The following is a 14,008-nucleotide window of genomic DNA, read 5'->3' on the forward strand; positions in this document are numbered from 1 at the left end:
CTTTCATAGGGACATTTCACAACAACAGGAATATCGTCGGTGCATGCGCGGACCACGTCGGAGTTTGATCACCCTCGCCATCACCGCTGCCGCAGCACTACTCGCGCCTACCGCACATGCGACACCTCTGATGCCCATTGCCGCAGCGCCCGAACAACCCGATCACGCCGACGCGATCCGCTACGCGGCAACCAACCGCGACGCCGCCCCACCCGGGTCCAACGACATGAGCTGCACCCCCACCGCAGAACACCCCGACCCCGTCGTCCTGGTGCACGGCACAGACTCCACTGCGTACTCCGATTGGGCCGGTTTCTCCCCCATACTCCGGGCAGCCGGATTCTGCGTGTTCGCCATCAACTACGGCACATCCCCCGACGGCACGAGCAACGGCTACGGTGCCATCGAAGACAGTGCGGCACAACTGAAATCGATGACCCAGTCCATCCTGGACACGACCGGGGCCGCGGCGGTCGATGTGGTCGGCTACTCGCAGGGTGCTGCGGTCGCACGATACTTCGTCAACAGACTCGGCGGTGACGCCATGGTCCGTCGCTGGGTGGGAATAGCATCGCCGACCTACGGCGGCACCATGTACGGAGCGACGCCCGTCGTACAAGCTGTGCCCGGTGCGACCAATCTGGTGGCGGGCGAATTCGGGCCCGGGCTGACGCAACTGATGGCCGGATCCGACTTTCTCGATCGCCTCAATTCCGGCGGCGACACCGTGCCCGGCGTCGAGTACACGTCCATCGCCACCAGAGTCGACGAAGTGATTCAGCCGTATACCAATGCGCTACTTCGGGATCCCGGAGCCCACAACATCGTGGTGCAGGACGTGTGCCCCGACACCGAGGTAGCGCACTTCACGTTCACCTACGATCCCACTGCACTTCGCTTGGCGCTCAACGCCCTGGATCCGGCGAACGCACGCCCCCCGACGTGCGTCCCGGTATCGCTGGGATCCGGAATCCTCGACGTGGTGCTTGCCAGCAATTGATGTGTCAGGTGAGCAGTTGATGCGCTCTGAGCCCGACGTACAGTTCTGCGGCCTGAACCGGATCACGAAAATCTCGACCGGTCAGCTCGGCAATGCGGCGTAACCGATACAGCACCGTGTTGCGGTGATAGTGCAGCGATTCGGCAGCAGCCTTGGTGGATCCACCGCACGAGAACCACGCGTCGAGTGTGGCCAGCAGGCTCTGCCGTTCGGCCCGTGGCAACGCCAGTAGATTGCCGAGGATCTGACGCGAGGCGATGCGACCCGACTTCGGATCGCGGACCAACAACAGCGGCACCGGTACCGAGTCGTATCGCACCGGCGTCGACTCGGCAGGGCTACAGGATCTCGCCAACCGCGCCTGACCGACGGCGTCACCGATACCCGACGGGGACCGAAACACCGAACTGACCCCGACCCGCCCCGCACCCAGTTCGCTCAACGTCACCAGTGCGGAATCGATCTCCGATTCGGTTGCGGCGCACATCAACCCGACGCTGCCATCGACCTCCGCATCCCACACGGACTCGGTGCCTGCCGCGCGAAGCCGCGCGATCAACCCGTCCACTCCCACGGCCGTGGTCAGCGGCTCCTGCGAGACCACCACGAAGTACCCGTGGTCGGGAATGCGAAATGCTCGTAGCGCATCAGCAGCCGCAGACGGGTTGGCCGTGTGATCGGCGAACAGCACCCGAATGAGTCGGCCGCGGGCCTCGGCACTCTCGCGGGCACGCATGTCTGCACTCTGCCGATAGGCCTCAGCGGCCTCGTCGGAATACACGTCGACCAGAGCCCACACCTGTGCGGCCATGTCGAGCAGTGCGTGACTCGCCCGGCCGTCCGATCGCTGCATCAACTCGTCCCAGACCAACCTGCCGCCGAGCCGGAACGCATGCAGCAATGCCGCCAGCGGTACCCCCTGCTCTGCCTTGAGTCGGCCTGCGGCCTGTGCCGACTGGAGCTGCATGGGCGCGCGACCGGACAGCTTGCCCAGCATCGACGCCAAATTGCTCCGCGCCGCCTCGTGCAGTTGCTCGGGGGTGAGCAGCGTCGATTCGAGGTATGCATGCTCGGCCCCCAGGATCCGACGCACCAGTTCGCTCGCCAGATCGTCGACGCCGTCGAGCATCGTCGCGGCCAGATCGGTCGGTGACGGATGCAGATCCAGTTCGGTCGCGGTCATGACAGAACTCTAACCGCACCCGTGTAAGCCACGCCACACCTGAACTGTGCCACGGCACAAACGGTGGGACTCGATTGAGAGCGGTGGCCCATAGCGTCCGCGCCACGAATGCGACGACAATCACACTCGAAGCCGTGTATCCGAACAACGATCTGGAGCCGAGAAGTTGACCAGCGAAGCCACCCCGCACCTGCATCCCGTCCCGACCACCGGCTCCGACTCCCAGCCGGCCGTCGATGCCGCTCTCACCGATTTGTCTCAGGGCGAGAAGAACTGGGGACAGCTCACCCTCGCCGATCGGCGGGCACTGCTCGAACGCATGCACGCGCTGACCTCCACTCACGCCCAGGAATGGGTGACAGCGGCCTCGTCGATCAAGGGTCTCGACAGCTCGTCCAGCCTCGTCGGCGAGGAATGGCTGTCCGGCCCGTACTCCTTCCTCGGTGCGCTCGGCGCGCTCACCCACACGCTCACGGCTCTGGAAGCGGGAACCAGTCCGTTGGCCGATGTGAAGTTCGGGACGGCACCCGGCGGGCGGACGACGGTGTCGGTGCTCCCGCTCAACATCTTCGAGCGCCTGCTGCTCAACGGGTTCACCGGCGAGGTATGGCTGAAGCCCGGAATCGATCGTGCGACCGCACAGCGCACAGCGGGGCTCGCCCAACTCGATCCCGCCCACACCGCGGGCATCGGAGTGGTACTCGGCGCAGGCAACATCACCTCGATCGCCCCGCTCGATGCCCTGTACGAGTTGCTCGCGTTCAATCGGGTGGTCGCACTCAAGCTGAACCCCATCATGGATCCACTACTACCGGTGTTCGAGAAGGTGCTCGCACCCCTCGTCGACATCGGCGCACTGCGTCTGCTCACCGGTGGAGCCGATGTGGGCACCTATCTGGTTCGGCACGATCGCGTCGACCACGTGCACATGACCGGAAGTTCCCTCACACACGACGCGATCGTGTTCGGTACGGGCGACGACGGAGCCGCCCGCAAGGCCGCGAAGGACCCGATTCTCACCAAGGACATCTCCAGTGAACTCGGCGGCGTCTCGCCCACCATCGTGCTACCGGGTGAGTGGAGCCGCGCCGACATCTTGTTCCAAGCCGAACACGTTGCCACCCAACGCCTGCACAACAGTGGGTACAACTGTGTCGCGTCACAGGTCGTCGTGCTGTCCTCCGAATGGAAGCAGCGCGACGAATTCGTCGCCGCTCTGCGCGCGGCACTCGACCGCGCACCGGCACGTGCCCCCTACTACCCCGGCAGCGACAGGAGAGTGTCCGACGCCACCGCCACCTACCCGGCCGCGGAACGACTGGGCGACGGTGGTGGCCGCGTGCTCATCACCGATCTGAACCCCGGTGAGTACGCACCCCTGCTGCAAACCGAGTACTTCGCACCGGTCATGGGCGTCATCGAATTGCCCTACAGCGGTGCGGCATTCGCTGCCAAAGCAGTCCAGGCCGCGAACGAGGAATTCACCGGCACTCTCGGGGTCAACATCATCGGTGCCCCAGCCACCATCAAGGCACTCGGCGAGAAGTTCGACACCATGCTCGCCGAACTGCGCTACGGCACCATCGCCGTGAACGCCTGGACAGCTCTGGGATTCCTCACCGCGTCGGCCACCTGGGGTGCCTACCCCGGTCATACCGTCGACGACGTTCAGAGCGGAATCGGCATCGTGCACAACGCATTGCTGATCGACGGTGCCGAGCGAACGGTGGTGCGTGGCCCCTTCCGTCCTCTGTCGCGCTCACTGATCAACGGGGAACTCTCCATCTCCCCGAAGCCACCGTGGTTCGTCACCAACAAGACCGCAGCATCGACCGGCAAGTTGCTCACTGCGTTCGCAGGTGCACCCTCCTGGTCCAAGCTGCCTGCGATATTCGCCTCCGCCCTGCGCGGCTGACACCTCCGCGCCCGCAACGACTTCAAGGACAAAGATGAGCTCACAGCACAAGACTGCCGACTACATCGTGGTGGGCGCAGGTTCCGCAGGCGCAGTGGTGGCCAATCGCCTCAGCGCCGACCCTCGCAACGAGGTGATCCTGCTCGAAGCAGGCCCCGAGGACAAGAACAAGTTCGCCCACATTCCGGCTGCGTTCTCCAAACTCTTTCGTAGCGAGGTCGATTGGGATTACCTGACCGAACCGCAGCCGGAGCTCCGAGATCGCAGCATCTACTGGCCGCGCGGCAAGATGCTCGGTGGCTCGTCGTCGATGAACGCCATGATGTGGGTGCGCGGATTCGCCGCCGACTACGACGAGTGGGCCGCGGTGTCCGACGACTCGTGGGCTTTCCGAAACCTCGTCGGATACTTCCGCAAGATCGAGAACATCGAGGGCACAACAGCACTCGACGCGGGAACCGACGGCCCACTCATCGTCTCTCACCAGCGCAGCCCCCGCGACCTGACGTCCTCGTTCCTCGACGGCGTCGAAGAAGCCGGCTATCCGCTGGAAACCGCCAACCTGCCCGAGCCCAAGGGCTTCACCCGAACGATGGTCAACCAGAAGCGCGGAGCACGGTGGAGCACCGCGGATGCCTACCTGCGACCGGCGAAGAAGCGCAAGAACCTCACCATCCTCACCGAGGCACACGCCACTCGCGTTCTGTTCGAAGGCACCGCGGCAGTGGGCGTCGAGTACACCTCCGGTGGACAGACACACACCGTGCGCGCACACAAGGAAGTGATCCTCTCCGGCGGAGCCATCAACACTCCGCAGCTGCTGATGCTCTCGGGCATCGGCGACCAGGAACAGCTCAAATCCCACGGCATCGCCGTCCAACACCACGCGCCCGGCGTCGGGCGCAATCTCCTCGACCACCTGGCCGCCCTCATCGGCTGGAAAACAGAAAGAGACTCCCTCTTCCACGCCGAGAAGATCCCCGAGCTGGTCAACTACCTCACCCGCCGACGCGGCATGCTGACCTCAAATGTCGCCGAAGCGTACGGATTCATCAAGAGCCGAGAAGATCTTGCTCTGCCCGACGTCGAGCTCATCTTCGGACCGGCACCGTTCTTCGACGAGGGACTCGTCGGCCAGGATTCGCACGCCGCCGTCATCGGCGCGGTACTCGTCAAACCCGAGAGCCGAGGCGAGATCACCCTCCGCTCGGCCGACCCCCTGGCCAAGCCCATCGTGGAGCCGCGCTACCTCAGCGACCCCGGCGGCCTCGACCGCCGCGCCATGATCGAAGGGCTACGGGCCTGCGTTGCAATCTCCGAAACCCCATCGATGAAAGGCGAGCTCGGCGATATCGTCCGCCCCAGGGTGGCGTCGAACATCTCCCCGGCGGACCTGCTCACCGAAGCCCTCGAGCAGAATGCGCACACTCTGTATCACCCCGTCGGCACCGCCCGAATGGGCAACGACGCCGACAGCGTCGTCGATTCCGAGCTCCGGGTGCGGGGAGTCGACCGCCTTCGCGTGGCCGATGCGTCGATCATGCCGAGCATCATTCGCGGCCACACCCATGCGCCGTCGGTGGTGATCGGGGAGCGGGCTGCGGATTTGATCCTTCGCTGAATCTGCAATGAAACATCAGGAAACTTTCCGGTTTGGCAGTCCGGTTTGTCGGGTAACAGGTTCTCACGCTCCCACCAGGGATCGAGATGTAACCCATCCGCTCGGCAAGCAGCGCCGAATGACCCACAACGCTCGAGAGACGAGCACGGAAGGTTGACCGACATGTTCACTGTTCGTAAAGCTTTGGCCGCCACCGCAATCGGTGCAATGACGATCGTCCCGCTTGCCGCATGCTCCAGCGACGACGCTTCCAGCACGGTCGATGCAGCCACGTCCTCGGCCGCATCGGCAATGGAAACCACCGAGAGCACCCCCGAGCCCGCAGCCGAGGTCGCCGACCTCAGCAACGGCGTCGACACCGCGGTTGCTCTCGATCCCGGTTTCTTGGGCGCACTGACCACCCTGGGTCTGACGCCCGGCGTCGTCGGAACTGCCACTCTCGCAGACGGTTCCATCCGATTCCCGATCACCGGCGGAGACGTCAAGTACTGGGAGCCCGGCACCGTTGACCCCTACGTCCAGGGCGAGATCATGCACGACGGCAGCGGCCTGTCGCTGACCGCCGGCGAGACCGTCGTCGAGCTCACCAACTTCGACATCGACCCGGGCACTTCACTTCTCACCGGTGACGTCCTCGTCAACGGCGAAGAGGCTGCTGCGGACGCAGTTCTGTTCGATCTCGACGGCCGCACCCTGCAGCCGCTCGCAACCGGACCCGACAACACGGCAATCCTGCAGGGCACCCAGGTGAAGATCTCGGAGACCGCTGCCGGACTGCTCAACGACACGTTCAAGACCGACGCCGTCACCCCGGGCCTGCTCGTGGGCGTTGCCACCATCACGGTCAAGACCGCCGCATAATCACTGCCCGACCCCGTGCGCGAGAGCACACCGTTACAGACGGTGACTCTCGCGCACGGGTCTTTGCATCGCAGGGTCAGGAGCCTCGAATATGAGAGCGTTCACGAAGATCTACGGTGGACACCCACTGCACGCAGTCGGTCTGCTGATGTCGTTCGCCCTCGTCGGCTACGTCATTGCGATTGCCGGACCGGAAACATTGTGGAACAACGACGTGTGGTGGAAGTCCATCATCGTGTGGTTCTTCGGTTCGGTACTGCTGCAAGACGCCGTGCTGTACCCGCTCTATTCGCTCGCCGACCGACTTCTCACCGGATCGACGCACCGTCCTTGGACGTTGTCTCCGATCAACTACGTTCGCGTTCCCGCTCTCGGAGCCGGACTGACGTTTCTCATGTTCTTTCCCGGGATACTCACCCAAGGTGCGGAGTCGTATCGGGCCGCAACCGGTTTGACGCAAGAGCCCTTCCTCGGTCGTTGGCTCGCGCTCACCGCCGCGTTGTTCACCGTGAGCGCAGCCGCTTACTTCATTCGATTGATTCTCGTACGGAGCCGAGCATGAGCGTCACCGCCGATACACTCTTTCACCGTGCAGCAGCCGGATTACCCTGTTGGATAGGTGATTCCGACGGCTCGCGACACCGTCTGCCGACAGCCCGCTGGATGGGCGGGGATTCCTCGTCCGCGGAAGATCGTCGCGCCGACCACGCGATGATCAGTCGATGTACCGGACCCACCCTCGACCTCGGCTGCGGGCCCGGGCGCCTCACCGAAGCACTTGCTCGACGAGGAGTTTCGGCCCTCGGCGTCGACACCTCCAAAGCAGCCGTCGACCTGACCATCGGTCGCGGCGGCAACGCCGTCCTCAAAGACATCTTCGAGCCACTGCCCGACACCGGCGAATGGTCCTGTGTGCTGCTCGCGGACGGAAACATCGGCATCGGCGGCGATCCGGTTCGGCTACTGCGCCGCGCTGCCGACCTGCTGGCACCGCACGGAGCAGTCATCGCCGAGGTGGATGCGCCGAGCAACTACGGAGTCAGGCACCGTACCGTGCGCTGGGAAACCGACACGATGGTCGGAGACTGGTTCGCGTGGTCGAGCGTCAGCGCCGACGCCACCGCGGATCTCGCCCGGGCAGCAGGCCTTCGAATGATCGACGTGGCACCGATCGACGGGCGCTGGTTCGCCCAGATGACGCCTGCGCCGCTCACCAATTCGTGAACAGCAGATGATTGACCGCCAATGCGCCGATCACCTGCAGGGCCAACCAGAATCGATGCGTGCGCAGCGGCAACACTGCGGGCGCAATGAGCATCCACATTGCGAACGGCAACCAGATTCGCTCGGTCTCGGCCTTGCTCAACTGACTCAGATCAGCCATCACCACCGCCGCCACGCCGCCGATCACCAGCAGATTGATCGGCTGCACCCGCGTGAGAATTCGCGGGAACGCCGCCGGCACAGCAACACCCAGCGCACAGAACAGCGCCGCGAAGTTCGCCCAACCCCAGTACTCGAACGGACGATCCTTGGCGATGCCCTGGTAGTAACGCTCCTGCACCAGCTCGTATCCGTCGTACCACCAGAATCCGTATGCCGTGAAGATTCCTGCGACGATCAGCGCTCCGACGATCGCGCCAACGAACGGCAGAATCTTCCGACCGGCGATCAGTACCGCCACCGCGGGCAGGCCCATCAGCACCAGCCCGTAGTTGAGATAGATACCGAAACCGAGCAGCACTCCCGCACCGATCGACGCGGGCCACAGAGATCGCTTCGTGGAGATCGCCAGCAGGGCAATACCCCACGCGGCAACCCCGGCATAGAACGCATCCGCCGACACGGCGATCCAGATCGCGGCCGGCGCGATGGCCACGAACGGTGCTGCGCGCCTTGCCATTTTTTCGTCGCCCAACACCCGCAGTGTAAGGACGACCGCGACTGCGGCACTCGTCCCCACCAGCACACACAGCGTCGCCGCCCACGCACCACCGCCGAGGCCGAGGCGGTCAAGCCAGACAAAGGTCAACAACGCCCCCGGCGGGTGCCCCGAGACGTGCGTGGTCCACGAATCCGCCTGGTAGTCCAGGATTCTCTCGGAGAATCCGCGCAGAGTTGCGGGAATGTCGGTGATCCCCGGCACCTCGTGCAGATACTCGTCCGTCGACGCCAACCGGTCGACGAAGCCGCGCTTCCACCCGTCGACCATCGCCAACGACATCGTCCATGCTGCGGATGCGCCCCATACGACGAACAACAAGTGCGTCCAGGACAACCTGCGGGCCACCGTAGGACCCCACAGCACGGTCGCCACGGCAATGAGTACGGCGAACGGGGTTCCCCAGCCGACGTGAAACTCACGGAATCCGAACAGCGGTGCCGCGTCTGCGAAATCGCGCACCTGCTGCGGGGTTCTGTTGATGATGGGAGTGACGAGTTCGTTTCCCAGATACGGCACGATGAACGCGACCACGACGAGCGCGACGGCCAACGTGCCGGCGACGGCTTCTCTCCAGTAGCGGATAGTGTTTTCTCCCTGCGAATTACTGACGAACACGACCTCGGACAAGCATATCGACCGACGGTGATGGAGGATGAGTAGATGAACAAGGACGCGCAGGGACGGGCCGAGATCGCCGTCATCGGTGGGAGCGGCTTCTACTCGTTCTTCGCCGACGACGCCGAGGAGATCGTGCTCGATACGCCCTACGGAGTCCCGAGCGCTCCGATCACAGTGGGCGAGGTGGAGGGTCGGCAGGTCGCGTTCCTGCCCAGACACGGCCGGAACCACGAGTACTCCCCGCACACATTGCCGTACCGCGCGAACATGTGGGCTCTGCGAATGCTCGGGGTGAGCCGAGTGTTCGCGCCGTGTGCCGTCGGATCGTTGGTGCCCGAATACGGCCCCGGCACCGTGGTCGTTCCGGATCAGCTCGTGGACCGAACATCCGGACGTACGCAGACCTACTTCGACGAGGGCGGAATCCACGTCGAGTTCGCAGATCCCTATTGCGGGGAATTGCGCAGGGCGGCCGTCCAGGACACCGCGATCGACGGCGGAGTCATGGTGGTCGTCGAAGGTCCACGGTTCTCCACTCGTGCGGAAAGCCAATGGTTCGCCCGCCAGGGTTGGACACTGGTGAACATGACCGGTCACCCCGAAGCCGTACTCGCGCGGGAGCTCGAACTCTGTTACGCACCGATCGCACTGGTGACCGACCTCGATGCCGGCATCGAATCCGGTCAGGGCGTCAGAGCCGTGGACGTGTTCGCGGAATTCCAGAAGAACATCGAACCACTCAAGGCCCTGGTGCGATCGGCCGTTCGAGACGCTCCGACCGGTGACTGCCCCACCTGCCGCGTGCACACCGGGATCACCCTGCCGATCGAGCTGCCATGACACGGGTACTCCTCACCGGCGCAGCCGGATTCATCGGCGGCCACATCCTCGACTCCGCGCGCACCGCCGACCTCGACGTGGTCGCCGTCGATGCGATGCTCGAATCGGCTCACGGCCCCGGCGCGCATGCCGATGGGATCACCGACCTCGATGTCCGAAACAAGGATGCACTCGTAGAAACACTGCGCGGGGTGGATGTCGTCTGCCATCAGGCCGCCGTCGTCGGAGCGGGCGTCGACGCCGCAGATGCCCCGGCCTACGCGAGCCACAACGACTACGGGACCGCAGTCCTGCTCGCCGCCATGTACGAGGCTGGTTGCACCCGACTGGTTCTCGCCTCCTCGATGGTGGTCTACGGCGAGGGCCGGTACCTGAATTCGTCGGGTGAGACCGTCGTTCCTCGACCTCGCTCCCGCGCCGACCTGGACGCCGGCATGTTCGACAACCGCGATCCCTCGTCCGGTGAGCCACTCGATTGGCTTCTGGTCGAAGAGGATTCGAGACTCGAGCCCAGGAGTACCTACGCCGCCAGCAAGCTTGCGCAGGAGAATTACGCCTCGGCCTGGGCAATTGCTACCGGCGGATCGGTGGTAGCACTGCGCTACCACAACGTCTACGGCCCGCACATGCCGCGCAATACCCCGTACTCCGGTGTGGCAGCGATGTTTCGATCCTCCCTCGAACGCGGCCAGGCTCCGACGGTCTACGAGGACGGCAAGCAGGCCCGAGATTTCGTCCACGTTCACGACGTAGCGGCAGCCAACATTGCATCGATCTCGGCCGAGCTGAACGGATTCACCGCTCTCAACGTGTGTTCGGGACAACCGATCACCATCGGTGAAGTCGCCGGCATCCTCGCAGACGCACGAGGAGGACCGGCACCCGAGATCACCGGACAGTACCGAGCGGGCGATGTTCGACACATCGTCGCCAGTTCGGAACTGGCCGAACGGACTCTGGGATTCCGCGCGCAAGTCATGCCTCGCGAGGGCCTCACCGCATTCGCCGACGCACCGTTACGCGACGCCGAGGGTACGGGTCCACCTCGTGTCTGACCCGGGTTCGGTCACGGTCGTCGTTCCCTGCATGAACGAAGCCGAATCGCTTCCTGCAGTTCTCGATTCGATGCCGCTGGGGTATCGGACCATCGTGGTGGACAACAACTCCACCGACGACACCGCTGCCGTCGCCGCGGCCCACGGAGCCACCGTGGTGTCCGAATCCGTGCCCGGTTACGGAGCAGCCGTGCATGCGGGCGTCCTCGCCGCCGACACCGAGATCGTCTGCGTCCTCGACGGAGACGGCTCGATGGATCCGGGTGACCTGCCGACGCTCGTGGCCGCATTGGATCACGCCGACCTCGCCGTCGGTCGTCGACGACCGGCCAAGGGCAGCTCACCCCTGCACGCGCGGATCGGCAATGCCGTTCTGTCCCTTCGACTCCGGACCAAATACAAGCTCCCAGTTCACGATCTCGGCGCAATCCGTGCCGTCCGCCGCCAGGCACTGCTCGACCTCGACGTCACCGACCGCCGCTCCGGTTATCCGCTGCAACTCCTCGTGTTGGCGGCCCAGGCGGGGTGGACCGTAGCCGAACACGATGTGGACTACCGGCCGAGAACGGCAGGCACATCCAAGGTCTCGGGCTCGGTGAAGGGCACGATCACAGCCGTGCGGGATTTCTGGAAGGTGCTTTCGTGATCGTCACCGCTCTCGTCGTAGCCAAAGCTCCCGTTCCCGGTCTGGCCAAAACACGCCTCGCCGCCACGATCGGGGATGCCGCTGCAGCCGAGTTGGCCGCAGCTTCGCTGCTGGACACCCTCGATGCCGTCTCGGCAGCTCGCGTCGATCACCGCGTCGTGGCGCTCACCGGCAATCTGGCCGAGGCCGCCCGCGCTGATGAACTGACCCGGGCGCTGGCGTCGTTCACGGTGATCACGCAACGCGGCGACGGACTGGGGGAACGGCTGGCGAACGCACACGCAGATGCAGCCACGGGCGGAGCCGTATTGCAGATCGGCATGGATACTCCCCAGGTGACCGCGCGCATGTTGTCCGACGCGGCCGTGCAACTGAGTGGCAGCGACGTGCTCGGATCGGCCGAGGACGGCGGCTGGTGGGCGCTGGGCCTGCGCGACCCCGCCATGGCACGGGCTCTGCTCGACGTACCCATGTCGGCACCGTCGACGGGCACCGATACGCACGCCGCACTGACGGCAGCAGGTGCGTCGTTGACAATGCTCGAAGAATTACGGGATGTGGATTTCGAATCGGATCTGGACCCGGTATCGCGGGTGTGCGCACCGGACAGCCGATTCCGCATTGCCGTGGACCGAATTCGATCGAAATGGGATATCGAGTCCGTTACGTGAGGTTTGTTTTGCCCGAATTGATTCTCGATGCCGAGAACTCCACATCTGTTGCGGAAGAGCGCCTTCGATATGTCCTGATTGCCCAACCGTCGACGACCAATATCGAATCGCAACAAAGCCGAATCACCGTTTCTCGGCGGTTTCACAGACACGGGTGCTAGAAAGTGTGTCATGACCGGGTTGTGGATAGTCGTTACCGTATGGATGGTGTGCGCGGCAGTTGTCGCCACCGTCCTCGGTCGCGTCGCGCGCCGCGGTGACTCGGAGGAATTGGGCTCGACCCTCGAATGGGACGTCGACACCCTCGATCACGAAGTTCCCCACGAGAACTGACCGGGTTCAATCGACCTGTTCGACGATCTCGGTGAGAATGCTTGCGGCGGCAGCCAACGTCTCCCGTTCCTGTGGCGTCAGGTCCTCCAACTGTTCGGCGAGCGCAATTTCTCGAGATGCAACCTCTTCTCGCGCGGCCGCAGTCCCCGTATCCGTCAGTTGCAGAACCACCTGCCTGCCGTCCGTCGGGTGGGGTGCTCGGGAGATCAGACCCGCCTCGACCAGCGTATGCGAGGACCTCGACACCGACGGTGGCTTTATTCGCTCCCGCGCCGCCAGCTCACCCGTAGTCATCGGCCCCTCGCGCAGCAGAGTCGTCAGAATCGACAGCTGAGCGACGGGCAATCTGTCACTGGAATGGCGCAGTCGCAGCCTGCGATTCAGCCGCATCGCACTCACGGACAAATCCCTGGCCAGCCCGGTATCGGGTAGATCACTCACAGTGTCCAGATTACGACATCGAGGTGCATTCGCCCGATTCGGTGAAGCGGGAAACTCCTCGAGTAGGGCGGGCTCGGAGATCATCGACGGTTGCCACCGCGACCTCGGCGGCGTCGATCCCGGCCACAGGCCCCGATACGGTCGATCCCCTTGCCCGGTTCGAGGAAGCGTTCGGGCTGCCGCGCGCCACGATGCAGGAGTCCCCATTAGGCTTCCCGAGGTGGACGCCGCAGACTGGGATCGCAAGTACGACGGCCGAGAACTCGTGTACGGCGAGGCACCGAATGCGACATTGGTCGAGGTAGCGACAACGCTGAAACGTGGTCGCGCACTGGATCTCGCGTCGGGCCAGGGTCGAAATGCCATCTGGTTGGCAACCCGCGGCTGGACCGTCGACGCCGTCGATTTCTCCTCGGTGGCGCTGACACGGGCGAGTCGCGTTGCCGACTCGGCCCCGCGGTCGGTGCGCGAGCGCCTGACCTGGATACATGCCGATGTGACGGAATTGGCAACGGAACCCAACTATGACCTGGTTCTCATGTTCTACCTGCACTTGCCCCCGGAAGCACGACGAAAGGCCGTCTCGGCCGCAGTGTCGGCGCTGAAACCTGAAGGAATCCTCATGATTCTCGGGCACCACAGTTCCAACATCGAGTCCGGCGTCGGCGGCCCCCAAGAGATCGAAATCCTCTACACGCCTCAGGATTTGGTGTCCGACATCGACTCCCGCCTGACCACGGTGACCGCCGAGAATCGGTATCGGGACGTGAGCGACGGCACTGCGATCGACGCATTGCTACTGGCGAGTAGGTCCGCCCTTGGCAGCAAACCGGATCGGGGGTAATATCCCTTAAGTTACCGACGAGTAGCTAACTTGGG

Annotated in this window: 15 protein-coding genes; 12 read left to right on the forward strand and 3 right to left on the reverse strand. The window is 64.2% G+C overall.

Annotation, left to right across the window (positions count from 1 at the left end; genetic code table 11):
- Positions 1 to 43 precede the first annotated feature (43 nt).
- Positions 44 to 1,000, forward strand: coding sequence for an esterase/lipase family protein (locus O4220_RS06540; RefSeq protein ID WP_269602875.1), 957 nt, complete (start codon positions 44 to 46; stop codon positions 998 to 1,000).
- 4 nt (positions 1,001 to 1,004) lie between these two features.
- Here O4220_RS06540 and O4220_RS06545 read toward each other — a convergent pair whose 3' ends face one another.
- Positions 1,005 to 2,183, reverse strand: coding sequence for a PucR family transcriptional regulator (locus O4220_RS06545; RefSeq protein ID WP_269602876.1), 1,179 nt, complete (start codon positions 2,181 to 2,183; stop codon positions 1,005 to 1,007).
- A 190-nt stretch (positions 2,184 to 2,373) separates the two neighbouring features.
- On the opposite strand from O4220_RS06545, the gene O4220_RS06550 reads away from it, so the two are divergent.
- From O4220_RS06550 to O4220_RS06570, 5 genes are all read left to right on the forward strand, one after another.
- Positions 2,374 to 4,098, forward strand: coding sequence for an aldehyde dehydrogenase family protein (locus tag O4220_RS06550; RefSeq protein WP_269602979.1), 1,725 nt, complete (start codon positions 2,374 to 2,376; stop codon positions 4,096 to 4,098).
- 34 nt (positions 4,099 to 4,132) lie between these two features.
- Positions 4,133 to 5,719: a GMC family oxidoreductase gene (locus O4220_RS06555; protein WP_269602877.1), complete on the forward strand. Its 1,587-nt coding sequence runs from the start codon at positions 4,133 to 4,135 to the stop codon at positions 5,717 to 5,719.
- Positions 5,720 to 5,881: 162 nt separating this feature from the next.
- Entirely contained in the window at positions 5,882 to 6,580 is a 699-nt protein-coding gene (locus tag O4220_RS06560) for a hypothetical protein (protein WP_269602878.1), read from the forward strand.
- Between the two features lie 91 nt (positions 6,581 to 6,671).
- Positions 6,672 to 7,142, forward strand: a complete 471-nt coding sequence (locus O4220_RS06565) for a hypothetical protein (RefSeq protein ID WP_269602879.1) — start codon at positions 6,672 to 6,674, stop codon at positions 7,140 to 7,142.
- The gene (locus tag O4220_RS06570; RefSeq protein WP_269602880.1) at positions 7,139 to 7,804 is read left to right on the forward strand and encodes a methyltransferase domain-containing protein; all 666 of its coding nucleotides are present in this window, start codon (positions 7,139 to 7,141) and stop codon (positions 7,802 to 7,804) included. The genes O4220_RS06565 and O4220_RS06570 overlap by 4 nt, the downstream gene beginning before the upstream one ends.
- Here O4220_RS06570 and O4220_RS06575 read toward each other — a convergent pair.
- Complete coding sequence (locus O4220_RS06575; RefSeq protein WP_420030319.1) at positions 7,791 to 9,140, reverse strand: hypothetical protein; 1,350 nt, start codon at positions 9,138 to 9,140, stop codon at positions 7,791 to 7,793. The two genes, O4220_RS06570 and O4220_RS06575, sit on opposite strands and share 14 nt — an antisense overlap.
- A gap of 45 nt (positions 9,141 to 9,185) precedes the next feature.
- On the opposite strand from O4220_RS06575, the gene O4220_RS06580 reads away from it, so the two are divergent.
- The 5 genes from O4220_RS06580 to O4220_RS06600 all read left to right on the forward strand — a co-directional run bounded on the left by O4220_RS06580 (position 9,186) and on the right by O4220_RS06600 (position 12,688).
- Positions 9,186 to 9,983 (forward strand): S-methyl-5'-thioadenosine phosphorylase, encoded by a 798-nt coding sequence (locus O4220_RS06580; RefSeq protein WP_269602881.1) that lies wholly within the window; start codon positions 9,186 to 9,188, stop codon positions 9,981 to 9,983.
- A complete protein-coding gene (locus O4220_RS06585; protein WP_269602882.1) occupies positions 9,980 to 11,038 on the forward strand; it encodes an NAD-dependent epimerase/dehydratase family protein in 1,059 nt (352 codons plus the stop codon). The genes O4220_RS06580 and O4220_RS06585 overlap by 4 nt, the downstream gene beginning before the upstream one ends.
- Positions 11,031 to 11,684, forward strand: coding sequence for a glycosyltransferase family 2 protein (locus O4220_RS06590; RefSeq protein WP_269602883.1), 654 nt, complete (start codon positions 11,031 to 11,033; stop codon positions 11,682 to 11,684). Before O4220_RS06585 ends, O4220_RS06590 begins: the two co-directional genes overlap by 8 nt.
- Complete coding sequence (locus O4220_RS06595) at positions 11,681 to 12,355, forward strand: TIGR04282 family arsenosugar biosynthesis glycosyltransferase (RefSeq protein ID WP_269602884.1); 675 nt, start codon at positions 11,681 to 11,683, stop codon at positions 12,353 to 12,355. The genes O4220_RS06590 and O4220_RS06595 overlap by 4 nt, the downstream gene beginning before the upstream one ends.
- Positions 12,356 to 12,526: 171 nt before the next feature.
- Positions 12,527 to 12,688 (forward strand): hypothetical protein, encoded by a 162-nt coding sequence (locus O4220_RS06600; RefSeq protein ID WP_269602885.1) that lies wholly within the window; start codon positions 12,527 to 12,529, stop codon positions 12,686 to 12,688.
- A gap of 6 nt (positions 12,689 to 12,694) precedes the next feature.
- Here the strand turns inward: O4220_RS06600 and O4220_RS06605 are convergent, their stop codons facing one another.
- Positions 12,695 to 13,129 (reverse strand): MarR family winged helix-turn-helix transcriptional regulator, encoded by a 435-nt coding sequence (locus O4220_RS06605; RefSeq protein WP_269602886.1) that lies wholly within the window; start codon positions 13,127 to 13,129, stop codon positions 12,695 to 12,697.
- 220 nt (positions 13,130 to 13,349) lie between these two features.
- Between O4220_RS06605 and O4220_RS06610 the strand changes: the two genes are divergently transcribed.
- On the forward strand, positions 13,350 to 13,973 hold the full coding sequence (locus O4220_RS06610) for a class I SAM-dependent methyltransferase (RefSeq protein WP_269602887.1): 624 nt from the start codon (positions 13,350 to 13,352) through the stop codon (positions 13,971 to 13,973).
- Positions 13,974 to 14,008 lie beyond the last annotated feature (35 nt).

The sequence above is a fragment of the Rhodococcus ruber genome (genome assembly GCF_027270735.1).
In the GTDB taxonomy this organism is placed as follows: Bacteria; Actinomycetota; Actinomycetes; order Mycobacteriales; family Mycobacteriaceae; genus Rhodococcoides; species Rhodococcoides rubrum_A.

Bases quoted from the DNA above. Each gene is read 5' to 3' on its own strand.
- O4220_RS06540 (WP_269602875.1), top strand. From the start codon at position 44: ATGCGCGGACCACGTCGGAGTTTGATCACCCTCGCCATCACCGCTGCC.
- O4220_RS06545 (WP_269602876.1), bottom strand. From the start codon at position 2,183: ATGACCGCGACCGAACTGGATCTGCATCCGTCACCGACCGATCTGGCC.
- O4220_RS06555 (WP_269602877.1), top strand. From the start codon at position 4,133: ATGAGCTCACAGCACAAGACTGCCGACTACATCGTGGTGGGCGCAGGT.
- O4220_RS06560 (WP_269602878.1), top strand. From the start codon at position 5,882: ATGTTCACTGTTCGTAAAGCTTTGGCCGCCACCGCAATCGGTGCAATG.
- O4220_RS06565 (WP_269602879.1), top strand. From the start codon at position 6,672: ATGAGAGCGTTCACGAAGATCTACGGTGGACACCCACTGCACGCAGTC.
- O4220_RS06570 (WP_269602880.1), top strand. From the start codon at position 7,139: ATGAGCGTCACCGCCGATACACTCTTTCACCGTGCAGCAGCCGGATTA.
- O4220_RS06580 (WP_269602881.1), top strand. From the start codon at position 9,186: ATGAACAAGGACGCGCAGGGACGGGCCGAGATCGCCGTCATCGGTGGG.
- O4220_RS06585 (WP_269602882.1), top strand. From the start codon at position 9,980: ATGACACGGGTACTCCTCACCGGCGCAGCCGGATTCATCGGCGGCCAC.
- O4220_RS06600 (WP_269602885.1), top strand. From the start codon at position 12,527: ATGACCGGGTTGTGGATAGTCGTTACCGTATGGATGGTGTGCGCGGCA.